General features: G+C 69.8%; 20 protein-coding genes. 17 read left to right on the forward strand and 3 right to left on the reverse strand.

The features are described from left to right. Positions 1-91 precede the first annotated feature (91 nt). Complete coding sequence (gene thrS / locus OG538_RS30255; protein WP_406098612.1) at positions 92-2,068, forward strand: threonine--tRNA ligase; 1,977 nt, start codon at positions 92-94, stop codon at positions 2,066-2,068. Positions 2,069-2,095: 27 nt separating this feature from the next. Here thrS and OG538_RS30260 read toward each other — a convergent pair whose 3' ends face one another. Further along, positions 2,096-2,773: a potassium channel family protein gene (locus OG538_RS30260; protein ID WP_406098613.1), complete on the reverse strand. Its 678-nt coding sequence runs from the start codon at positions 2,771-2,773 to the stop codon at positions 2,096-2,098. Between the two features lie 66 nt (positions 2,774-2,839). On the opposite strand from OG538_RS30260, the gene OG538_RS30265 reads away from it, so the two are divergent. Continuing rightward, entirely contained in the window at positions 2,840-3,403 is a 564-nt protein-coding gene (locus OG538_RS30265; RefSeq protein WP_406098614.1) for an HIT family protein, read from the forward strand. 83 nt (positions 3,404-3,486) lie between these two features. Here OG538_RS30265 and OG538_RS30270 read toward each other — a convergent pair whose 3' ends face one another. Further along, on the reverse strand, positions 3,487-5,157 hold the full coding sequence (locus OG538_RS30270) for a hypothetical protein (RefSeq protein ID WP_406098615.1): 1,671 nt from the start codon (positions 5,155-5,157) through the stop codon (positions 3,487-3,489). 146 nt (positions 5,158-5,303) lie between these two features. Further along, positions 5,304-7,529: an elongation factor G-like protein EF-G2 gene (locus tag OG538_RS30275; RefSeq protein WP_406098616.1), complete on the reverse strand. Its 2,226-nt coding sequence runs from the start codon at positions 7,527-7,529 to the stop codon at positions 5,304-5,306. A gap of 294 nt (positions 7,530-7,823) precedes the next feature. Between OG538_RS30275 and pgsA the strand changes: the two genes are divergently transcribed. From pgsA to OG538_RS30350, 15 genes are all read left to right on the forward strand, one after another. Further along, complete coding sequence (gene pgsA, locus OG538_RS30280; protein ID WP_406098617.1) at positions 7,824-8,504, forward strand: phosphatidylinositol phosphate synthase; 681 nt, start codon at positions 7,824-7,826, stop codon at positions 8,502-8,504. Beyond that, positions 8,501-9,430 carry a phosphatidylinositol mannoside acyltransferase gene (locus tag OG538_RS30285; protein WP_406098618.1) on the forward strand — a complete coding sequence of 310 codons (930 nt, stop codon included), beginning with the start codon at positions 8,501-8,503 and terminating at the stop codon, positions 9,428-9,430. Before pgsA ends, OG538_RS30285 begins: the two co-directional genes overlap by 4 nt. A 164-nt stretch (positions 9,431-9,594) precedes the next feature. Beyond that, positions 9,595-10,755 (forward strand): glycosyltransferase family 4 protein, encoded by a 1,161-nt coding sequence (locus OG538_RS30290; protein WP_406098619.1) that lies wholly within the window; start codon positions 9,595-9,597, stop codon positions 10,753-10,755. Between the two features lie 73 nt (positions 10,756-10,828). Further along, a complete protein-coding gene (locus OG538_RS30295; RefSeq protein WP_406098620.1) occupies positions 10,829-11,374 on the forward strand; it encodes a hypothetical protein in 546 nt (181 codons plus the stop codon). Positions 11,375-11,607: 233 nt separating this feature from the next. Further along, positions 11,608-12,528 (forward strand): pyridoxal 5'-phosphate synthase lyase subunit PdxS, encoded by a 921-nt coding sequence (gene pdxS, locus OG538_RS30300; protein ID WP_406098621.1) that lies wholly within the window; start codon positions 11,608-11,610, stop codon positions 12,526-12,528. Between the two features lie 6 nt (positions 12,529-12,534). After that, positions 12,535-13,128, forward strand: coding sequence for a pyridoxal 5'-phosphate synthase glutaminase subunit PdxT (pdxT, locus tag OG538_RS30305; RefSeq protein ID WP_406098622.1), 594 nt, complete (start codon positions 12,535-12,537; stop codon positions 13,126-13,128). A gap of 61 nt (positions 13,129-13,189) precedes the next feature. Beyond that, the gene (locus OG538_RS30310; protein WP_329035552.1) at positions 13,190-13,942 is read left to right on the forward strand and encodes a YebC/PmpR family DNA-binding transcriptional regulator; all 753 of its coding nucleotides are present in this window, start codon (positions 13,190-13,192) and stop codon (positions 13,940-13,942) included. 133 nt (positions 13,943-14,075) lie between these two features. Further along, a complete protein-coding gene (gene ruvC / locus OG538_RS30315) occupies positions 14,076-14,651 on the forward strand; it encodes a crossover junction endodeoxyribonuclease RuvC (RefSeq protein ID WP_406098623.1) in 576 nt (191 codons plus the stop codon). Next, the gene (ruvA, locus tag OG538_RS30320) at positions 14,648-15,274 is read left to right on the forward strand and encodes a Holliday junction branch migration protein RuvA (RefSeq protein ID WP_406098624.1); all 627 of its coding nucleotides are present in this window, start codon (positions 14,648-14,650) and stop codon (positions 15,272-15,274) included. Before ruvC ends, ruvA begins: the two co-directional genes overlap by 4 nt. Positions 15,275-15,357: 83 nt before the next feature. Continuing rightward, the gene (gene ruvB, locus OG538_RS30325) at positions 15,358-16,431 is read left to right on the forward strand and encodes a Holliday junction branch migration DNA helicase RuvB (protein WP_406098625.1); all 1,074 of its coding nucleotides are present in this window, start codon (positions 15,358-15,360) and stop codon (positions 16,429-16,431) included. A 164-nt stretch (positions 16,432-16,595) separates the two neighbouring features. Continuing rightward, positions 16,596-17,075 (forward strand): preprotein translocase subunit YajC, encoded by a 480-nt coding sequence (yajC, locus tag OG538_RS30330; protein ID WP_406098626.1) that lies wholly within the window; start codon positions 16,596-16,598, stop codon positions 17,073-17,075. Positions 17,076-17,221: 146 nt separating this feature from the next. Next, entirely contained in the window at positions 17,222-18,982 is a 1,761-nt protein-coding gene (gene secD / locus OG538_RS30335; protein WP_406098627.1) for a protein translocase subunit SecD, read from the forward strand. A gap of 1 nt (position 18,983) precedes the next feature. Further along, positions 18,984-20,087, forward strand: a complete 1,104-nt coding sequence (gene secF, locus OG538_RS30340) for a protein translocase subunit SecF (protein ID WP_406098628.1) — start codon at positions 18,984-18,986, stop codon at positions 20,085-20,087. Beyond that, complete coding sequence (locus OG538_RS30345) at positions 20,084-20,635, forward strand: adenine phosphoribosyltransferase (protein WP_406098629.1); 552 nt, start codon at positions 20,084-20,086, stop codon at positions 20,633-20,635. Before secF ends, OG538_RS30345 begins: the two co-directional genes overlap by 4 nt. Positions 20,636-20,805: 170 nt before the next feature. After that, positions 20,806-23,367: a RelA/SpoT family protein gene (locus tag OG538_RS30350; protein WP_406098630.1), complete on the forward strand. Its 2,562-nt coding sequence runs from the start codon at positions 20,806-20,808 to the stop codon at positions 23,365-23,367. Positions 23,368-23,391: the final 24 nt, after the last annotated feature.

The following is a 23,391-nucleotide window of genomic DNA, read 5'->3' on the forward strand; positions in this document are numbered from 1 at the left end:
CCCATTTCGCTAAGGGGGCCGTCGGCTCGGTACGATTCCCCTTGCGTCCGCCATGGGAATGCGGGTGCGCCCCCTGAGTCAGGAGAGACCGGTGTCAGACGTCCGTGTGACCATCCAACGCGATTCCGAGCGGGAAGAGCGCGTGGTGACGACGGGCACTACGGCAGCCGAGCTCTTCCCCGGCGAGCGCACCGTCGTCGCCGCACGCATCGCAGGTGAGCTGAAGGACCTCGCGTACGTCGTCGCCGACGGCGAGACCGTCGAGCCCGTCGAGATCTCGTCCGAGGACGGCTTGAACATCCTGCGGCACTCCACCGCCCACGTGATGGCCCAGGCCGTGCAGGAGCTCCACCCCGAGGCCAAGCTGGGCATCGGCCCGCCGGTCAAGGACGGCTTCTACTACGACTTCGACGTCGAGAAGCCGTTCACGCCCGAGGACCTCAAGGCCATCGAGAAGAAGATGCAGGAGATCCAGAAGCGGGGCCAGAGGTTCTCCCGCCGTGTCGTGACGGACGAGGCGGCCCGCGAGGAGCTCGCCGAGGAGCCGTACAAGCTGGAGCTCATCGGCATCAAGGGCTCCGCCTCCTCGGACGACGGCGCGGACGTCGAGGTGGGTGGCGGCGAGCTGACCATCTACGACAACCTCGACCCGAAGACCGGCGACCTGTGCTGGAAGGACCTCTGCCGGGGCCCGCACCTGCCGACCACCCGGTTCATCCCGGCGTTCAAGCTGATGCGGAACGCCGCTGCGTACTGGCGGGGCAGTGAGAAGAACCCGATGCTGCAGCGCATCTACGGGACCGCCTGGCCGACCAAGGACGAGCTGAAGGCGCACCTGGAGTTCCTGGAGGAGGCCGCCAAGCGCGACCACCGCAAGCTCGGCAACGAGCTGGACCTCTTCTCCTTCCCGGACGAGATCGGCCCCGGCCTCGCCGTCTTCCACCCCAAGGGCGGCGTCATCCGCCGTGCCATGGAGGACTACTCGCGGCGCCGCCACGAGGAGGAGGGCTACGAGTTCGTCTACTCGCCCCACGCCACCAAGGGCAAGCTCTTCGAGAAGTCCGGCCACCTGGACTGGTACGCCGACGGCATGTACCCGCCCATGCAGCTCGATGACGGGGTGGACTACTACCTCAAGCCGATGAACTGCCCGATGCACAACCTGATCTTCGACGCGCGAGGCCGCTCCTACCGCGAACTGCCGCTGCGCCTCTTCGAGTTCGGCACGGTGTACCGGTACGAGAAGTCGGGCGTCGTGCACGGTCTGACCCGCTCGCGCGGCTTCACGCAGGACGACGCCCACATCTACTGCACCAAGGAGCAGATGGCGGAGGAGCTCGACAGGACGCTCACCTTCGTCCTGAACCTGCTCCGCGACTACGGTCTGACCGACTTCTACCTGGAGCTGTCCACCAAGGACCCGGAGAAGTTCGTCGGCTCGGACGAGATCTGGGAAGAGGCCACCGAGACACTGCGACTGGTCGCCGAGAAGCAGGGCCTGCCGCTGGTACCGGACCCGGGCGGCGCCGCGTTCTACGGCCCCAAGATCTCCGTGCAGTGCAAGGACGCCATCGGCCGGACCTGGCAGATGTCGACCGTGCAGCTCGACTTCAACCTGCCGGAGCGCTTCGACCTGGAGTACACCGGCCCCGACGGCACCAAGCAGCGACCGGTCATGATCCACCGCGCCCTGTTCGGTTCCATCGAGCGCTTCTTCGCGGTGCTCCTGGAGCACTACGCGGGTGCGTTCCCGGTGTGGCTGGCGCCCGTCCAGGCAGTCGGCATCCCGATCGGCGACGCGCACATCCCGTACCTCCAGGAGTTCGCTGCCAAGGCCCGTAAGCAGGGGCTTCGGGTCGACGTGGACGCCTCGTCGGACCGGATGCAGAAGAAGATCCGCAACCAGCAGCGGGCCAAGGTGCCGTTCATGATCATCGCGGGTGACGAGGACATGGCCAACGGAGCCGTCTCCTTCCGCTACCGCGACGGTTCGCAGGAGAACGGCATCCCCGTCGAGGACGCCATCGCCAAGATCGCCAAGGCCGTGGAGGACCGCGTCCAGGTCTGATCCGTGACAGGCAGGGCCCCCGCCGAGCTACCCCCTCGCCGGGGGCTCTGTGTCGTCCTCCCGGCGGAACACCTGGATCAGCCACGACGAGAACGAACCCGTCACCGCCCCCAGCAGCGCCAGCCCGCAGGCCATCAGCCCCGCCGCGACGACCCGCCCCCACGGTGTCACCGGCACGGCATCCCCGTACCCCACCGTCGTGAGGGTGGCGCACGCCCACCAGACCGAGTCACCGAAGGTCCGGATCGAGGCGCCCGGAGCGTCGTGCTCCTGGTGGTAGACCGCGAGGGCGGCCGAGAAGCCGAGCAGCAGAGCCGTCATTCCGGCATACGACATCACCCGTGCGTACAGGCTCAGCCGCGGCTCGCCGTGGCGCTTCTGTACGGCCGTGTAGACCTTGACCAGGCGCAGCGGGCGGAGCAGTGGCAGCAGGAGGACGATCGTGTCGAGCCAGCGCACCCGGACGAAGCGGTGGCCCAGTCCGCTGAGCCGGATCCGTACGGCGTAGTCGGCGACGAAGAGCAGCCAAGTGGCGGCGACCAGGGTGAGGGCGAGGTCGTGCCAGGGTTCGGCGTCGTGCGGGGCGAGGACGCGGACCGCGTAGCCGAGCAGGAAGAGCAGCGAGGCAGCGAAGAGCGGTACCTCGGTGCGCTGCTCCCACAGGGTCAGGGCGGGGGAGGGCCGGGCCGGGGTGCGGTCGCTCATCGGGCCAGCATCGCTCCGAGCGAACGGGATCGGCCCCGGCGACACGCTTCGCGTGGGCTACGCAATATGCTGACCGGCATGACGAGTGAGCCGGAGCAGCAGATCGGAGTGGGAACGCCCGATGCGTTCCAGCGCCTGTGGACGCCCCACCGGATGGCGTACATCCAGGGCGAGAACAAGCCGAGCGGCCCGGAGGCCGGCGACGGCTGTCCGTTCTGTGAGATCCCCTCGAAGTCGGACGAGGACGGTCTCGTCGTCGCACGCGGCGAGCAGGTCTACGCGGTGCTGAACCTGTATCCGTACAACGGCGGGCATCTGATGGTGGTGCCGTACCGGCATGTCGCGGACTACACGGAGCTGGACGGTCCCGAGACGCTGGAGCTCGCCGACTTCACCAAGCGTGCGATGACCGCGCTGCGCGCGGCGTCGGGGGCGCACGGTTTCAACATCGGGATGAACCAGGGCGCGGTGGCGGGTGCGGGTATCGCCGCGCATCTGCATCAGCACCTCGTGCCCCGCTGGGGTGGTGACACCAACTTCATGCCGGTGGTGGGTCACACCAAGGTGCTGCCGCAGCTGCTGGCCGACACCCGCCTGATGCTGGCCGACGCCTGGCCGCGCGCTGTCTGATCCCGCGTTTTCCTTCCTTCGCGCAGGGCGCCCCTTCCGGGGCGCCCTTTGCGCGGGCTCTCGGGGCGCCCCTTGCACAGGCTCTAGGCGTCGTACAGGTCGGCCTTGCGCGGGGTGGGGTCCTGGACGAGGCCGCTCAGTATCGACGAGCGGTTTCCGAAGCGTTCCGTGTCCACGCCGTTCTCCTCCAGGACCTTCATGGCGGCGCTGTGCACGACCCGAAGGACCGGTGTGGCGGCGCGCATTGCGTCGTCGGCCATGAAGCGGTGGCGCCACGGCTTCTCGGCCCAGGCGTGCCGGAGCCCGAAGGGCTCGGGCAGGGCGATCTTTCCGCCGAGGTAGTCGAGGAGCGGCGGGTACCAGGTGAAGGGCGCGCGCAGGGCGAGGCGGACGACTTCCCTGGACTCGACCAGTGCCAGCGTGATGTCACGGGTCTCCCAGAACTTGACGGTCTTGTTGACCGTCCTCTTCTTGGCGGCCGGCTTGCTGGTGAACAGGGAGTGGACGGGTCCGAGGGCGTGTCCGGTGACTTCGATGCGCAAGGTCTCGAACAGCACCGTGACGGTGATCATCATGGTGATGACCAGTTGGCCGTCCCAGAGGGTGAACTGGACGCCCAGGTAGTGACGGTCGCCGCCGCCGAACTGCTGGTGGTTGCAGATCCGCTGTATTTCGTGGGGCTTGACCTGGAAGGTGGCGACGTCCTCGCCCTCGGGGCGGGAGACCGCGTCGGCGTTCTCCCCGACGGGCGACACGATCCAGTGGGTGACCGAGGGGGTGGGGAAGCCGCCGGTGTTCAGCGGGCCGCGCTCCAGCATCTTGAGCTGGTCGTGGATGACACGTACCAAGTCCCAGCTGCGGAACTGGTGGAACTCCTTGCCGGGTTCCTTGGACACGAGGTCCTCGGCGAGCTGCCAGCTGCCCCAGCGGGTACCCATGCCGAGGATGCCCTTGGGGCCGGCGTAGAAGACGGAGTTGGACTGCTGCTCGGCGGAGAGCTTCTCCAGGCCCTGGCGGAGCGCCTCGCGGGCGGTCTCGTTCGGGTTCTTCGGCACGGCTTCGGGGATCTTGGCGATGACCCCGCCGCCGTCGAGGAGCCCTTCCCAGCGGGCACGCATGTCCTGGGCGGAGGCTTCGGCGATCCGTTTGGCGATCAGCCAGCCGATGACGGGGGCCACGATCATCGCGCGCAGGTACAGCCCCAGAAGTCCGGTGAGGGGCATTTTGATCAGGAAGAACAGGGCGGCGATGCCGATGATCGGCAGCAGGGCGTTGCCGATGACGGAGAGGCCCTTGTCCTTGGTGCTCGCGAGGCCGTCGCGGAGGCGGAACACGATGACCCACAGCAGCATTCCGGGCAGGAAGGCGAAGCCGAACAGGGCGGTCACGGCCGTGAGTTTGCTGTCGCGGGCCTTGCGGAGGCGGGTCGCGGAGAGGCAGTGCTCGACGACGGTCTGGGGGTCGCTGCCGAAGGACTGGATGAGGGCCTTCCGCGCGCCGCCCAGCATGCGTTCCTGAACGGCGCGGGAGAAGGCCTCGCCGAGGTTGGGTTTGAAGTAGTCGGACTTGAAGAGCTTCGAACGCCCTTCCTTCACTTCGGACTTGTGCCATTCGCTGTTGGCTTTGAGGATTTCCTCCACCGGGCTGTCGCGGTACGCGGCAGAGGCGAGGGCGTTGGTCGCCACCGCCGCTCCTGCCGCCCCCTGGAGCGGAATCTGCGCTCCGGGAGAAAAATCGAATCCGTTGCTGGCCACTGTCGCCCCCACTCGCCACCGAGGAACCGCTCCTGCGGCTGTTTCCCAACTGCCGGGCCCGGCACACTTTCTGAGCTGGGAGCACAGCGTATCGTCCGGATCGGTACCCCGTCCGGCCCTGTGGACAACGACTGGCAGTGAACGGCTTACGCGCCCCTTGCTCCGTTGACCGGTTGTTCGTGGAGCCGGTCGGCGAGCTGCGGGGGCATGGGTTCGTGGCGGGCGTAGGAGCGGTCGAAGTGACCGGTTCCGTGGGACAGGGAGCGCAGGTCGACGGCGTAGCGTCCGATCTCCAGTTCCGGGACCTCGGCCCGCACGAGGGTGCGTCCGGCGCCGGACTGTTCGGTACCCGTCACCCGGCCGCGGCGTCCCGAGAGGTCGCTCATGACCGGTCCGACGTAGTCGTCGGGTATCAGTACGCGGACCTCCGCCACGGGTTCGAGGAGCTTGATACGGGCGTCGCCCGCGGCCTCGCGCAGGGCCAGGGCGCCCGCGGTCTGGAAGGCGGCGTCGGAGGAGTCCACGGAGTGGGACTTGCCGTCCCGCAGGGTGACACGCACGTCGACGAGCGGATGTCCCGTGGTGAGGCCGCGGGCTGCCTGGGCGCGGACGCCCTTCTCGACGGACGGGATGAACTGGCGGGGTACTGACCCGCCGACCACCTCGTCGACGAATTCGATGCCGGAGCCGGGCGGCAGTGGCTCGACGTCGATCTCGCAGATGGCGTACTGGCCGTGGCCACCGGACTGTTTGACGTGGCGGCCGCGGCCCGTGGAGGGCCCGGCGAAGGTCTCGCGCAGGGCGACGCGGTGGGGGACGGCGTCGACCTGGACGCCGTAGCGGGTGCGCAGCCGGTCCAGTGCCACGTCCTGGTGGGCTTCCCCGAGGCACCACAGGACGACCTGGTGGGTGTCCTGGTTCTGTTCCAGGCGCATCGTCGGGTCCTCGGCGACGAGACGCGCCAGGCCATGGGACAGCTTGTCCTCGTCGGCTTTGCCGTGCGCCTCGATGGCGAGTGGCAGCAGGGGGTCGGGCATGGTCCACGGTTCCATCAGCAGGGGATGGTCCGGGGCGGACAGGGTGTCGCCGGTCTCGGCGGTGTCCAGCCGGGCGACGCAGGCGAGATCGCCGGCGACGCAGGCCGTGAGGGGGCGCTGCTGTTTGCCGAAGGGGGAGGAGAGGGCGCCGACGCGGATCTCGGTCTCATGGAGGGGCCGGGCCTCGTGCCCGGGGTCGTCGAGGCCGTGGCCGGATATGTGCACCGTGTCGTCGGGCCGCAGGGTGCCGGAGAAGACGCGTACCAGCGAGAGCCGGCCGACGTAGGGGTCGGAGGCCGTCTTGATGACTTCGGCGGCCAGCGGGCCCTGCGGGTCGCAGTCCAGGGCGGGGAGCGAGGTGCCGTGCAGGGTGGTCACGGCGGGCAGCGGGCGTTCGGGCGGGGTGGGGAAGCCGCGCGTGATCAGGTCGAGGAGTTCGACGTTGCCGATGCCTTGGCGGGCCCCGTCGGCGGCCGGGGCGGCGGTGAGGACGGGGTGGAAGGTGCCGCGCGCGACGGCGCGTTCGAGGTCGTCGACGAGTGTCTCGATATCGATCCCGTCCCCGCCGAGGTAGCGGTCCATCAGGGTCTCGTCCTCGCTCTCGGCGATGATCCCTTCGATCAGCCGGTTACGGGCGTCGGACAGGGGCTTCTGCTGGGACTCGGCGGGCGGGTGCTCCTGCCGTTCCCCGCCCGAGTAGTCGAAGATCCGCTGCGTGAGCAGTCCGGTGAGCCCGGTCAGTGGGGCGTGTCCGTCAGCGGCCTCGGGACCGTGCACCGGCAGGTAGAGCGGAAGTACGGCGTCGGGGTCGTCGTCGCCGAAGACCTCTCCGCAGATCCGCGTCATCGCGTCGAAGGAGGTGCGCGCGGTGTCCAGGTGGGTGACGACGATGGCGCGCGGCATGCCGACCGCCGCGCACTCCTCCCACACCGCGCGGGTGGTCCCGGCGACGGCCTCGGCCTCCTGGGCGGCCGAGACGACGAAGAGAGCCGCGTCCGCCGCACGCAGACCGGCCCTGAGTTCCCCGACGAAGTCGGCGTATCCGGGACTGTCCAGCAGATTTATCTTGACTCCGTCCCATTCGACCGGGACGAGCGAGAGCGAGACCGAGCGCTGCCGGAGATGTTCGATCCCGTCGTGGTCGGAGACCGTGGTGCCGTCCTCGACCCTGCCTGCCCGGTTGACCGCGCCCGCGGTCTGTGCCAGAGCCTCGACGAGGGTGGTCTTGCCGGATCCGCTGTGGCCGACCATCACCACGTTCCGGATGGCGGAGGGATGGCCGGCCGTCGCTGCTCCTGTGGCGGCCCCGTTGTGCGTGTGTGCCTTGTCGCCCATGACGCGTGCCTCCCGGATGATGGCGCCGGGCGGGGGGACCGCCGGCGCGGGATGGGGAGCGGTTGCGCGGGCACGGGGGAGCCGCCGCTGCGGCTACGGCGACGCCCGCGGTAGTTCCGAGCTTGGCACTGTGTCCGGGTTGCGTCCATACGCCGTACGTCGTCGCGCGGGGCCGGGACCCGCGATCCCGGCGTCCTCCAGGGTGCCCGGACAGTGGATCCCGGCGGTCGTGACTACGATGGGCCAGCCGGTGGCCGATGGGGCCATGCGGCCCACCGACCCCTCGGGAAGGCCATGCTGAACAAGTACGCGCGTGCATTTTTTACGCGTGTCCTCACGCCGTTCGCCGCACTGTTGCTCCGTCTCGGCGTGAGTCCTGACGCGGTCACTCTGATCGGCACGGCCGGGGTGATGGCAGGTGCGCTGGTCTTCTTCCCGATGGGGGAGTTCTTCTGGGGCACGATCGTCATCACGATCTTCGTCTTCTCCGACCTCGTCGACGGCAACATGGCGCGGCAGGCCGGCATCTCCAGCCGCTGGGGCGCGTTCCTCGACTCGACGCTCGACAGGGTCGCGGACGGGGCGATCTTCGCCGGTTTCGCGCTCTGGTACGCGGGCAGCGGTGACGACAACATCCTGTGTGCCGTCGCGATCTTCTGCCTGGCGAGCGGCCAGGTGGTCTCGTACACCAAGGCGCGCGGGGAGTCGATCGGACTGCCGGTGGCGGTCAACGGGCTCGTGGAGCGTGCCGAGCGCCTGGTGATCTCATTGGTGGCTGCCGGACTCGCGGGTCTGCACACGTTCGGTGTGCCGGGCATCGACATCCTGCTGCCGATCGCCCTGTGGATCGTCGCCGTGGGCAGCCTGGTGACGCTGGTGCAGCGGGTCGTGACCGTGCGCCGCGAGTCCGCCGAGGCCGACGCGGCTGCCGCGGTGTCGGCTGCGGCTGACCGGGGGAGCGAGGCCACGCAGTGAGCGACGCGCCCGGGGGCACGAAGCCCGGTCCCAAGGAGCGGCTGAGCGACGGGTTGTACGGGCTGGGCTGGGCCGCGGTCAAGAAGCTGCCGGAACCGGCCGCACGGGCGCTGTTCCGCACCATCGCCGACCAGGTGTGGAAGCGGCGCGGCAGGAGCGTGCTGCGGCTGGAGTCGAATCTGGCGCGGGTCGTGCCGGACGCGAGCCCGGCCCGCCTCGCGGCCCTGTCCAAGGCCGGGATGCGCTCGTACATGCGCTACTGGATGGAGTCGTTCCGGCTGCCCACCTGGACCCCGGAGCGGATCAAGGCATCCATCGACGTGACGGACGCGCACCGGCTGACCGAGGGGCTCGACGCGGGGCGCGGGGTCATTCTCGCCCTGCCGCACCTGGGGAACTGGGATCTGGCGGGGGCGTGGGTCACCACGGATCTGAAGGTCCCCTTCACGACGGTCGCCGAACGGCTCAAGCCGGAATCGCTGTACGACCGGTTCGTGGCCTACCGCGAGGGTCTGGGCATGGAGGTGCTCGCGCACAACGGCGGCACCGCGTTCGGAACCCTGGCACGCCGGCTGCGCGAGGGCGGCCTCGTCTGTCTGGTCGCCGACCGCGATCTGTCGGCATCCGGCGTCGAGGTGACGTTCTTCGGCGACACGGCACGGATGCCCGCAGGACCGGCGCTCCTGGCGCAGCAGACCGGCGCGCTGCTCTTGCCGGTCACCCTCTCCTACGACGACACGCCGGTGATGAAGGCGCGGATCCATCCGCCCGTCGACGTACCCGGCTCAGGTGACCGCGGCGAGAAGACGTCCTCGATGACACAGGCCCTGGCCGACGCGTTCGCCCTGGGTATCGCCGAGCACCCGGAGGACTGGCACATGCTGCAGAGGCTCTGGCTCGCCGACCTCGGCCCCCGCGGAGACTAGGGCCTCGTTCGGGTCAGGCCGCGGCTCGCGGGCTCCGGCACGTGTACCTGCCGCGCTGTCGCCGGTCGCCCACGCTCCGCAGTGACCCCCTCCGCCGCCTTGCAACTGCACGCGCCGGACCCCCGCTCCCTGATCCGGCCTGACCCGAACGAAAGGCCCTCGCAGTGAAGATCGGCATCGTCTGCCCGTACTCCTGGGACGTCCCCGGCGGCGTGCAGTTCCACATCCGTGATCTGGCCGAGCACCTGATCCGTCTCGGCCACCAGGTCTCCGTGCTCGCCCCGGCCGACGACGAGACGCCCCTGCCGCCGTACGTGGTGTCCGCGGGCCGGGCCGTGCCCGTCCCGTACAACGGGTCCGTCGCCCGGCTGAACTTCGGCTTCCTGTCCGCGGCGCGTGTGCGGCGGTGGCTGCACGACGGCACGTTCGACGTGATCCACATCCATGAGCCGACTTCACCGTCCCTGGGTCTGCTGACGTGCTGGGCGGCGCAGGGGCCGATCGTCGCCACGTTCCACACGTCCAATCCGCGCTCGCGGGCGATGATCGCCGCCTATCCGATCCTGCAGCCGGCGCTGGAGAAGATCAGCGCCCGTATCGCGGTGAGCGAGTACGCGCGCCGGACCCTGGTCGAGCACCTGGGCGGCGACGCGGTGGTCATCCCCAACGGGGTGGACGTCGGGTTCTTCGCCGCGGCGGAGCCCAGGCCCGAGTGGCAGGGCGGCACGATCGGCTTCATCGGGCGCATCGACGAGCCCCGCAAGGGCCTGCCCGTCCTGATGCGGGCGCTGCCCGCGATCCTGGCGGCACGTCCGGACACCCGGCTGCTGGTGGCGGGACGGGGTGACGAGGAGGAGGCCGTCGCCTCGCTGCCGAAGGAGATGCGCGCGCGCGTCGAGTTCCTCGGCATGGTGAGCGACGAGGACAAGGCGCGGCTGCTGCGCAGTGTCGATGTGTACGTCGCGCCCAACACGGGCGGCGAGAGCTTCGGCATCATCCTCGTGGAGGCCATGTCGGCGGGCGCACCGGTGCTGGCCAGCGATCTGGACGCGTTCGCGCAGGTCCTGGACCTGGGCGCGGCGGGCGAGCTGTTCGCCAACGAGGACGCGGACGCCCTGGCGCGGGCGGCGGTCCGGCTGCTGGACGACCCGGAACGGCGCGCCGAACTGCGCGACCGCGGCAGCGCGCACGTGCGCCGCTTCGACTGGTCGACGGTCGGGGCGGACATCCTCGCGGTGTACGAGACGGTGGCGGACGGGGCCGCTTCCGTGGCGGCGGACGAACGCCCGGGGCTGCGGGCCCGGTTCGGGCTCGCCCGGGACTGATCCGTTCCCGGGACGGCTCTCCCGCCGTCAACGGGGGCCGAGTGGTGCCCGGTCGCCGGTAGCCTTGCCGCCCGTGACCGAAACCCTCATCTGGACCGTCGTCGTGATCGTCGCGATCGGCCTGTACCTCAGCTGGACCGCCGGTCGTCTCGACCGGCTGCACACCCGGATCGACGCGGCCCGCGCCGCCCTCGACGCCCAACTGCTGCGCCGCGCCTCGGTCACCCAGGAACTCGCCACGTCCGGTGTCCTCGACCCGGCCGCCTCCCTCGTGCTGTACGAGGCCGCGCACGCCGCCCGCCAGTCGGAGGAGGAGCACCGCGAGGTCTCCGAGAGCGAACTGAGCACCGCCCTGCGCGCGGTGTTCGGTGAGCGGGCCCAGGTCGACGCCGTGAAGGAGATCCCGGGCGGCGAGGAGGCCGCGTCCGAGCTGGCTGCGGCCGTACGCCGGGTCCCGATGGCGCGCAGGTTCCACAACGACGCGGTGCGGGCGGCGCGGGCGCTGCGCCGCCACCGCACGGTGCGCTGGTTCCGGCTGGCCGGGCACGCCCCGTTCCCGCTGGCCTTCGAGATGGACGACGAGCCGCCGGTCGCCCTCGCGGACCGCCCGGTCAGCTGACGGCGGTGGCGCGGGCACCGCGGGCCCGCGCTTGCCGTGCGGCGGGAACGAGCGATCCACCGGCCCCCCATTGGCCCTTGCTGCGGCACCGCTCGTCCGTGCCTGCCCCGTAGCGCGCCAAAATGATCCACCGGCCTTCCATTGGCCCTTGCTGTGGACTGGTGCCGGAGAGTTTGCTCGGTAGTGCATCCCCCAGCACGTTCAGCACCCTTTTCCCCGAGTGAGGTCGATCCGTGTCCACGAACCCCGGTACCCCGCAGTCCGCCGACGCCCCCGCCACCGGCACCGCCCGCGTCAAGCGCGGCATGGCCGAGCAGCTCAAGGGCGGCGTGATCATGGACGTCGTCAACGCCGAGCAGGCGAAGATCGCCGAGGACGCGGGCGCCGTGGCCGTCATGGCCCTGGAGCGGGTCCCGGCCGACATCCGCAAGGACGGCGGCGTGGCCCGGATGTCGGACCCGAACATGATCGAGGAGATCATCGAGGCCGTCTCCATCCCGGTGATGGCGAAGTCCCGCATCGGACACTTCGTCGAGGCCCAGGTCCTGCAGTCCCTCGGCGTCGACTACATCGACGAGTCCGAGGTCCTCACCCCGGCCGACGAGGTCAACCACAGCGACAAGTTCGCCTTCACCACCCCGTTCGTGTGCGGCGCCACCAACCTGGGTGAGGCCCTGCGCCGCATCGCCGAGGGTGCGGCCATGATCCGCTCGAAGGGCGAGGCCGGCACCGGCAACGTCGTGGAGGCCGTCCGCCACCTGCGCCAGATCAAGAACGAGATCGCCCGGCTGCGCGGCTACGACAACAACGAGCTGTACGCCGCCGCCAAGGACCTCCGCGCCCCGTACGAGCTGGTCAAGGAGGTTGCCGAGCTCGGCAAGCTGCCTGTCGTCCTGTTCTCCGCCGGTGGCGTCGCCACCCCCGCCGATGCCGCGCTGATGCGCCAGCTCGGCGCCGAGGGCGTCTTCGTCGGCTCCGGCATCTTCAAGTCCGGCGACCCGGCCAAGCGCGCAGCCGCCATCGTGAAGGCCACCACCTTCTACGACGACCCGAAGATCATCGCGGACGCCTCCCGCAACCTGGGCGAGGCCATGGTCGGCATCAACTGCGACACCCTGCCCGAGGCCGAGCGCTACGCCAACCGCGGCTGGTAGTCACTGATGAGCGACACCCCTGTGATCGGCGTCCTGGCACTCCAGGGCGACGTACGGGAACACCTGATCGCCCTGGCCTCGGCGGACGCCCTGGCCAGGCCGGTCCGGCGTCCCGAGGAACTCGCCGAGGTCGACGGCCTGGTCATTCCCGGCGGCGAATCCACCACGATGTCCAAACTGGCGGCCCTCTTCGGCATGCTGGAACCGCTGCGCGAGCGGGTGCGGGCCGGTATGCCGGTCTACGGCACCTGCGCCGGGATGATCCTGCTCGCGGACAAGATCCTCGACCCGCGCTCGGGCCAGGAGACGGTCGGCGGCATCGACATGATCGTGCGGCGTAACGCTTTCGGGCGGCAGAACGAGTCGTTCGAGGCGGCCGTCGAGGTCGCCGGAATCGACGGCGGACCGGTCGAGGGCGTCTTCATCCGTGCCCCCTGGGTCGAATCCGTGGGAGCCCAGGCCAAGGTGGTGGCGGAGCACGGTGGCCACATCGTGGCGGTACGGCAGGGAAACGCCCTTGCCACGTCATTCCACCCGGAACTGACCGGGGACCACCGGGTTCACGCGTACTTCGTCGACATGGTGCGCGCAGTCAGCTGACTCGACCCCGGTAGGATCTCTCGGGTTCGTACGGAATTTGGTGACGCGAAGGAGAAGGCAGATGTCCGGCCACTCTAAATGGGCTACGACGAAGCACAAGAAGGCCGTGATTGACGCCAAGCGCGGCAAGCTCTTCGCGAAGATGATCAAGAACATCGAGGTCGCGGCCCGCACCGGCGGTGCCGATGTGTCCGGCAACCCGACCCTCTTCGACGCCATTCAGAAGGCCAAGAAGAGCTCGGTCCCGAACAAGAACATCGACTCGGCGGTCAAGCGTGGCGCCGGTCTCGAGGCCGGTGGCGCCGACTACGAGACGATCATGTACGAGGGCTACGGCCCGAACGGTGTCGCGGTGCTCATCGAGTGCCTCACCGACAACCGCAACCGTGCGGCGTCCGACGTCCGCGTCGCGATGACGCGCAACGGCGGCTCGATGGCCGACCCGGGCTCGGTCTCGTACCTGTTCAACCGCAAGGGTGTCGTGATCGTCCCCAAGGGCGAGCTGGGCGAGGACGACGTGCTCGGTGCGGTGCTCGACGCCGGCGCCGAGGAGGTCAACGACCTCGGTGACACGTTCGAGGTGCTCAGCGAGGCCACCGACATGGTCGCGGTCCGCACCGCGCTGCAGGACGCCGGCATCGACTACGACTCGGCCGAGGCCAACTTCGTCCCGACCATGCAGGTCGAGCTGGACGAAGAGGGCGCGCGCAAGATCTTCAAGCTGATCGACGCGCTGGAGGACAGCGACGACGTGCAGAACGTCTTCGCCAACTTCGACGTCTCGGACGAGGTCATGGAGAAGGTCGACGCCTGAGAGGCTGCCGGGAGACCTGCGCAGCGTTCCATGGACGGGCCGACGGGGACACACCCCGTCGGCCCGTCGCATTGTCAGTGCGAGCCGATAGCCTGCGGGAACAGTTGACCGATAGGCAGGGAGGGGGCGAACCGTGCGGGTACTCGGCGTGGACCCCGGGCTCACCCGGTGCGGAGTCGGAGTCGTCGACGGTGTCGCCGGCCGGCCCCTGACGATGCTCGGCGTCGGAGTCGTGCGCACACCGGCCGACGCGGAGCTCGGCCACCGGCTGGTGGCCATCGAGCGCGGCATCGAGGAATGGCTCGACGAACACCGGCCCGAGTACGTCGCCGTGGAGCGGGTGTTCGCCCAGCACAACGTCCGTACGGTGATGGGCACCGCCCAGGCCAGCGCGGTCGCCATGCTCTGCGCCTCCCGTCGCGGCATCCCGGTCGCCCTGCACACGCCCAGCGAGGTCAAGGCCGCCGTCACCGGCAGCGGACGCGCGGACAAGGCACAGGTGGGAGCCATGGTCACCCGGCTCCTGCGGCTGGACGCCCCGCCGAAACCGGCGGACGCCGCCGACGCCCTCGCCCTCGCGATCTGCCACATCTGGCGCGCCCCCGCGCTCAACCGCCTCCAGCAGGCGCACGCGGCCGCCGCAGCGGCTGTCCGCACCCCGCGCACCCCGCGCACCGCAGCAGCCCCCGTCCGGAAGGTCCCCCGATGATCGCCTTCGTCAGCGGCCCCGTCGCCGCGCTCGCCCCGACCACGGCCGTGATCGAGGTCGGCGGCATCGGCATGGCCGTCCAGTGCGCTCCGAACACCCTCGCCGGCCTCCGGATCGGCAAGGAGGCCAAGCTCGCCACCTCCCTCGTCGTGCGGGAGGACTCGCTGACGCTCTACGGCTTCGCCGACGACGACGAACGGCAGGTCTTCGAGCTCCTCCAGACCGCCAGCGGGGTCGGACCCAGGCTCGCCCAGGCCATGCTCGCCACCCACAGCCCCGACGCCCTGCGCATCGCCGTGGCCACCGGCGACGAGAAGGCGCTCACCGCCGTGTCCGGCATCGGCAAGAAGGGCGCCCAGAAGCTCCTGCTCGAACTGAAGGACAGACTCGGCGAGCCGGTCGGCGCCCACATCGGCCAGCAGGGCATCGGTACCGCGGTCTCCGCCGCCTGGCGCGACCAGCTCCACGCCGCGCTGATCGGTCTCGGCTACGCCACCCGCGAGGCCGACGAAGCCGTGTCCGCCGTGGCACCGCAGGCGGAGGCGGCCCTCGCGGAAGGCTCCCAGCCGCCCGTGCCGCAGTTGCTGCGCGCCGCCCTGCAGAGCCTCAACCGCGCGCGCTGAGCGGATCCGGGCCCACACACCCCTGACGCCAGGCCCGGCACCCCACGGGCCGGCACCGAAACACCCGAGGCGGGACTGACGAGATGAACTGGGACGAGACCGGACCCGACACCGACGAGCTCCTCGACGAGCGCCTCGTCGACGCCGGCGCGGACGGTGAGGACACCGCGGTCGAGGCGGCGCTGCGCCCCAAGGACCTCGACGAGTTCGTCGGCCAGGAGAAGGTGCGCGAACAGCTCGACCTCGTCCTCAAGGCGGCCCTCGCCCGCGGCGCCACCGCCGACCACGTGCTGCTGTCCGGAGCCCCTGGCCTGGGCAAGACCACCCTCTCGATGATCATCGCGGCGGAGATGAACGCGCCGATCCGGATCACCTCCGGCCCCGCCATCCAGCACGCGGGCGATCTGGCAGCGATCCTCTCCTCCCTCCAGGAGGGCGAGGTCCTCTTCCTCGACGAGATCCACCGCATGTCCCGGCCCGCCGAGGAGATGCTCTACATGGCCATGGAGGACTTCCGGGTCGACGTGATCGTCGGCAAGGGCCCCGGGGCCACCGCCATCCCGCTGGAGCTGCCGCCCTTCACCCTGGTCGGCGCGACCACCAGGGCCGGACTGCTGCCGCCCCCACTGCGTGACCGTTTCGGCTTCACCGGTCACATGGAGTTCTACGCCCCGAGTGAACTGGAACGGGTGATTCACCGCTCGGCCGGTCTCCTGGACGTGGGGATAGACGTCGAGGGCGCCGCCGAGATCGCGGGTCGCTCGCGCGGCACGCCCCGTATCGCCAACCGGCTGCTTCGCCGCGTCCGGGACTACGCCCAGGTCAAGGCCGACGGCAGGATCGACCGGGAGATCGCCGCCGCGGCGCTGAGGGTCTACGAGGTCGACGCCCGCGGGCTGGACCGGCTGGACCGGGCGGTGCTCGGCGCCCTGCTCAAGCTTTTCGGCGGCGGCCCGGTCGGCCTGTCCACGCTCGCGGTCGCCGTGGGGGAGGAGCGCGAGACGGTCGAGGAGGTCGCGGAGCCCTTCCTCGTACGCGAAGGACTGCTGGCCAGGACGCCGCGGGGGCGGGTCGCCACCCCGGCTGCCTGGGCCCATCTCGGGCTCGTGCCGCCACAGCATGGCGGAAAGGGACAACAGGGCCTGTTCGGGGCGTGATGCATCACAGGTTGGCCCACAGAGGAACCACGGTGCCATGCTGGGCGTTGTTCCATCGATGCGGACTCGCTTAGACTCCGCCGATGCCGCCCTTAAAGGTCGGTGTACCCACCCCCGTAGACCAGGCCGCCTTCCAGCGCGGTCGTGCGAAGGAAAATCGTCCCGTGAATCCCGTGACTCTCCTCCCCTTCATCGTGCTCATCGGGGCCATGTTCCTGATGACGCGGTCCGCCAAGAAGAAGCAGGCGGCGGCTGCGAACATGCGCAATGAAATGCAGCCCGGCACCGGCGTCCGGACGATCGGGGGCATGTACGCCACCGTCAAGGAGCTTCACGACGACACGGTCCTCCTTGAGGTCGCCCCCGGCGTCCACGCCATCTACGCGAAGAACGCCATCGGCGCCGTCCTGGACGACGCGGAGTACAACCGCATCGTCCACGGCGACGTGGAGGAGCTCGACGTCGACGGCACGGTCGTGCCGGACGACGCCTCCTCGCTGACCGAGACCGCCGACGAGGACACCTCGGACGAGGCGAAGACCGACCTGGTCAAGAAGACCGGGACGGACGACGCCGAGCCGGCCGACGACAAGGCCGACAAGAAGTCCGAGGGCAAGGCCGACGGCGAGACCGACGCGAAGTAGCACACGACCCGGGGATGCCGTGAGCCCACAGGCATCCGGCCATCCCCGGACCGTGCGGTCTTCTGCGGGGGCGGGTCCCCACTAAACTTCGTGGCCGCTCGGGCGCGTACCCGGCGCGGGGCGGTTGGACAGGGAGAAACGAGAAGGTGGCAGCACCGAAGAAGGGCCGAGGACCGGCCGGCGGTCAGGGCAGGCCGGGGCGTTCCCTGGCTCTGATCCTGATCGCCATGGTCGCTCTCACCGGCGGGATGTTCCTGGCCGACCAGCCGACGCCGCGACTCGGCATCGACCTGGCCGGCGGTACGTCCATCACGCTGGAGGCGAAGGCCGAGCCGGGCCAGGAACAGGCGGTCAACAAGACCAACATGGACACGGCGGTCCAGATCATGGAACGCCGCGTCAACGGTCTCGGTGTTTCCGAGGCCGAGGTCCAGACCCAGGGCGATCGCAACATCATCGTCAACATCCCCAAGGGCACGAACTCCGCCCAGGCCCGTGAGCAGGTCGGCACGACCGCCAAGCTCTACTTCCGGCCGGTGCTGACCGTCGCCCAGGGAACGCCGACGCCCACGCCGAGCGCCTCGTCCACCGACAAGGCCAGCCCGTCCGCAAAGCCGAGCGCCTCCGCTTCGGACAAGGCGAGCAGCCCGTCCGCGAAGCCCGGCGCGAGCGCCACCACGCAGGGCCGCGCGGTCACCGGCGCTCTGAAGGCCGACTCCACGCCCACGCCCAAGGCCAGCGCGACGCCCAAGGCCGCCACCACGCCGGAGGCGAGCTCCACCCCGACCGCCTCCGCCGCGGAACAGGCGGCCGCCGCGGATCTGCAGAAGAAGTTCGCGGCGCTGGACTGCTCCAGCAAGGCCTCCCGCTCCAAGGCGAGCCAGGGCACGAAGTCCACCGACACGGTCGTCGCCTGTGAGCAGGACGGCAGCGCGAAGTACGTCCTCGGCCCGGCCGAGGTGTCGGGTACCGACGTCGACAGCGCCAAGGCCGCGATCAACCAGCAGAGCGGTCAGTGGATCGTTCAGATGGAGTTCACCAGCGGCGGCGCCAAGAAGTTCCACACCACCACGGGCAAGCTCGCCCAGCAGCAGTCGCCGCAGAACCAGTTCGCCATCGCACTCGACGGCGAAGTCGTCTCGGCTCCCTCGGTCAGTACGGCGCTGAGCGCCAGTGCCGAGATCTCCGGCAGCTTCACCCAGCAGTCCGCCGAGGAACTGGCCAACGTGCTCTCCTACGGTGCGCTGCCGCTCTCCTTCCAGGAGCAGAGCGTCACCACCGTCACCGCCGCCCTCGGTGGCGAGCAGCTCCGCGCAGGCCTCATCGCCGGTGCCATCGGCCTGGCCCTCGTGGTCATCTACCTGGTGGCGTACTACCGCGGGCTGGCGTTCATCGCGCTGCTCAGCCTCCTGGTCTCCGGCATCCTGACCTACACGATCATGTCGCTGCTCGGCCCGGCCATCGGCTTCGCGCTGAACCTGCCCGCGGTCTGCGGCGCCATCGTGGCGATCGGTATCACCGCCGACTCGTTCATCGTGTACTTCGAACGCATCCGGGACGAGATCCGCGAGGGCCGCACGCTCCGTCCGGCCGTCGAACGTGCCTGGCCGCGTGCCCGGCGCACCATCCTCGTCTCCGACTTCGTGTCGTTCCTGGCGGCGGCGGTGCTCTTCGTGGTCACCGTCGGCAAGGTCCAGGGCTTTGCGTTCACGCTGGGCCTCACCACTCTTCTCGACGTGGTCGTGGTCTTCCTCTTCACCAAGCCCGTCATGACGCTCATGGCGCGCACGAAGTTCTTCGCCAGCGGTCACCCGTGGTCCGGACTGGACCCGAAGCGGCTCGGCGCCAAGCCGCCGCTGCGCCGTTCGCGCCGTGTCAACGCCCCCACCGACCCGAAGGAGGCGTGAGATGTCGCGACTCGGCAATCTCGGCGCCCGTCTCTACCGCGGCGAGGTCGGCTACGACTTCATCGGCAAGCGCAAGATCTGGTACGGCGTCTCGATCCTGATCACCATCACGGCCATCGTCGGCCTGGCGGTCAGCGGCCTGAACATGGGCATCGAGTTCAAGGGCGGAGCCGTCTTCACCACCCCGAAGACGAGTGTCTCCGTCAACAGGGCGGAGGAGCTGGCGTCCGAGTCCTCGGGACACCAGGCCATCGTCCAGAAGCTGGGCAACGGCGGTCTGCGCATCCAGATCACCGAGGTCGACACCGCGAAGTCCGACCAGATCAAGAGCGAGCTCTCCAAGGGCCTCGACGTCCCGACCGAGAAGATCGCCGCCGACCTTGTCGGCCCCAGCTGGGGTGAGCAGATCGCCAACAAGGCATGGACCGGCCTCGGCGTCTTCATGGTCCTCGTCGTGATCTACCTGGCGATCGCCTTCGAATGGCGGATGGCCATCGCGGCCCTCGTCGCGCTGATCCACGACATCACCATCACGGTCGGTGTCTACGCGCTGGTCGGATTCGAGGTCACCCCGGGCACCGTGATCGGTCTGCTGACGATCCTCGGTTACTCCCTCTACGACACGGTCGTCGTCTTCGACAGCCTCAAGGAGGGCACGAAGGGGATCACCAAGCAGACCCGGTGGACGTACAGCGAGATTGCCAACCGCTCCATCAACGGCACGCTGGTCCGATCGATCAACACCACGGTCGTGGCCCTGCTGCCGGTCGCCGGTCTGCTGTTCATCGGTGGCGGTGTCCTCGGCGCCGGCATGTTGAACGACATCTCGCTGGCCCTGTTCGTCGGTCTCGCCGCCGGTGCGTACTCCTCGATCTTCATCGCCACTCCGCTGGTCGCCGACCTCAAGGAACGCGAACCGCAGATGAAGGCGCTGAAGAAGCGGATCCTCGCCAAGCGCGCCGCGGCCGCCGCCAAGGGTGAGCTCAACGAGGCCGAGCAGGCGGACGAGCGGTCCCCCGAGGAAACCGCGCCCGCCGGTGCGGTGGTCGGCCAGCGCCAGGAGCCTCCCAGGGGCCACGGCCGGACCCCGGGGAAGCGTCGATGACCAGCACCACCGAAAGCACCAGGGCCCTGCTGCTCAGCCGGATCCGTGATGTGGCGGACTACCCGAAGCCGGGCGTGATGTTCAAGGACATCACCCCGCTGCTGGCGGACCCGGTCGCGTTCACGGCGCTCACCGACGCCCTCGCGGAGCTGTGCGTACGGCACGGCGCCACGAAGGTCGTCGGCCTGGAGGCCCGCGGGTTCATCCTGGCCGCGCCGGTCGCGGTCCGGTCCGGCCTCGGCTTCGTCCCGGTCCGCAAGGCCGGGAAGCTGCCGGGGGCCACACTCGGCCAGGCGTACGAGCTCGAGTACGGCACCGCGGAGATCGAGGTCCACGCGGAGGATCTGTCGGCCGACGACCGCGTCATGGTCATCGACGACGTCCTGGCCACCGGCGGCACCGCCGGGGCCTCGCTGGAGCTGATCCGGCGGGCCGGTGCCACGGTCGCCGGCGTCAGCGTCCTCATGGAGCTGGGATTCCTCGCCGGCCGGGAACGCCTGGCGCCGCACCTTCGGGGTGCCCCGCTGGAGGCCCTGATCACCGTCTGAACGGCTGCCGGACGGCAGTCCGCACAGCCCCCGCACACCGCGACGGGCACCCGGGAACAACCGGGTGCCCGTTTCGCGTTGCGAGGGCTCTCACCGTCCCCGGGGGAGCTCCGGCCGCAGGGTCGATACGATGGCCCTTCCGGGTGTCCGGATCCGCACGAGGAGCGCTCTTGCCAGACGAGGCCCAGCCAGTCGCCGCCCCGCAGCCCGACAAGCCCGCGGCGGCCCCAGCCACGCCCGCGAAGCAGCAGCCCGCGGAGAAGCCGAAGCCCCCGGCGCCCGAGCCCGGCACGGGGCCCGCCCCCGCCGAGGCGAACGGACCCGTGCCCGCTTCCCCCGCGCAGCCGGCCGTCCCTGTCTCCCCGCCCCCCACCGCGCCGAAGCCGCCCGCCAAGCCGGCGGCGGCCGCCCCGGCAGGCCCGGTGGCCCGTAGCGGCGGCTCGTCCAACCGGGTCCGGGCCAGGCTGGCCCGCCTGGGCGTCCAGCGCTCCAGCCCGTACAACCCGGTACTGGAACCGCTGCTGCGTACCGTCCGCAGCAACGACGCCAAGATCGAGTCGTCCACGCTGCGCCAGATCGAGAAGGCCTACCAGGTCGCCGAGCGCTGGCACCGCGGCCAGAAGCGCAAGAGCGGCGACCCGTACATCACCCATCCGCTCGCCGTGACGACGATCCTGGCCGAGCTGGGCATGGACCCGGCCACTCTGATGGCAGGGCTGCTGCACGACACGGTCGAGGACACCGAGTACGGCCTGGACACCCTGCGCCGCGACTTCGGCGACCAGGTCGCCCTGCTGGTGGACGGCGTCACCAAGCTGGACAAGGTCAAGTTCGGCGAGGCCGCGCAGGCCGAGACCGTACGCAAGATGGTCGTCGCCATGGCCAAGGACCCCCGGGTCCTCGTCATCAAGCTCGCCGACCGGCTGCACAACATGCGCACCATGCGCTATCTCAAGCGGGAGAAGCAGGAGAAGAAGGCCCGCGAGACGCTGGAGATCTACGCACCCCTGGCCCACCGCCTGGGCATGAACACCATCAAGTGGGAGCTGGAGGACCTCGCCTTCGCGATCCTCTACCCCAAGATGTACGACGAGATCGTCCGCCTCGTCGCCGAGCGGGCGCCCAAGCGCGACGAATACCTCGCCATAGTGACCGACGAGGTCCAGTCCGACCTGCGCGCCGCCCGTATCAAGGCGACCGTCACCGGACGGCCGAAGCACTACTACAGCGTCTACCAGAAGATGATCGTGCGGGGCCGGGACTTCGCCGAGATCTACGACCTGGTGGGCATCCGGGTGCTCGTCGACACGGTCCGCGACTGCTACGCGGCGCTCGGTACGGTGCACGCGCGATGGAATCCGGTCCCCGGCCGGTTCAAGGACTACATCGCGATGCCCAAGTTCAACATGTACCAGTCGCTGCACACCACGGTGATCGGTCCCAGCGGCAAGCCCGTCGAGCTGCAGATCCGTACCTTCGACATGCACCGCCGTGCCGAGTACGGCATCGCCGCGCACTGGAAGTACAAGCAGGAAGCCGTCGCGGGTGCCTCCAAGGTGCGCACCGACGTCCCCAAGAACACCGGCCGCGGCCAGGACACCGTCAACGACATGGCGTGGCTGCGCCAGCTGCTGGACTGGCAGAAGGAGACCGAGGACCCCAGCGAGTTCCTGGAGTCCCTGCGCTTCGACCTCTCCCGCAACGAGGTCTTCGTCTTCACGCCCAAGGGCGACGTCATAGCGCTTCCCGCGGGGGCGACACCGGTCGACTTCGCGTACGCCGTCCATACGGAGGTCGGCCACCGGACCATAGGGGCACGGGTCAACGGGCGGCTCGTACCGCTCGAATCGACGCTCGACAACGGCGACCTGGTGGAGGTCTTCACCTCCAAGGCGGCGGGCGCCGGGCCCTCCCGCGACTGGCTCGGCTTCGTCAAGTCGCCGCGTGCCCGCAACAAGATCCGGGCCTGGTTCTCCAAGGAGCGCCGCGACGAGGCGATCGAGCAGGGCAAGGACTCCATCGCGCGGGCGATGCGCAAGCAGAACCTGCCGATCCAGCGGATCCTGACGGGCGACTCGCTCGTGACGCTCGCCCACGAGATGCGCTACCCCGACATCTCGTCCCTCTACGCCGCGATCGGCGAGGGACATGTGGCGGCGGCCGGCGTCGTGCAGAAGCTGGTGCAGGCACTCGGCGGCGAGGACGCGGCCAACGAGGACCTCGCGGAGAGCTCCCCGCCCTCGCACGGACGCAACAAGCGCCGTGCCAAAGCGGATCCGGGTGTGGTCGTCAAGGGTGTCGACGACGTCTGGGTCAAGCTGGCCCGCTGTTGTACGCCCGTGCCCGGCGACCCGATCATCGGCTTCGTCACGCGGGGCAGCGGTGTCTCCGTGCACCGCGCCGACTGCGTGAACGTGGACTCGCTCTCGCAGCAGCCGGAACGGATCCTCGACGTCGAGTGGGCGCCCACGCAGTCCTCGGTGTTCCTGGTCGCCATCCAGGTCGAGGCGCTGGACCGGTCCCGGCTCCTGTCGGACGTCACACGGATCCTGTCCGACCAGCACGTCAACATCCTGTCCGCGGCCGTGCAGACGTCCCGCGACCGGGTGGCCACCTCGCGCTTCACCTTCGAGATGGGCGACCCCAAGCACCTCGGGCACGTCCTGAAGGCCGTACGGAGCGTTGAGGGCGTCTATGACGTCTACCGGGTGACTTCGGCCCGCAGGCCGTAACAGCGAGCCCGGGGGACGGCCCCG

It is taken from the genome of Streptomyces sp. NBC_01013 (genome assembly GCF_045162765.1).
Classification (GTDB): Bacteria; Actinomycetota; Actinomycetes; order Streptomycetales; family Streptomycetaceae; genus Streptomyces.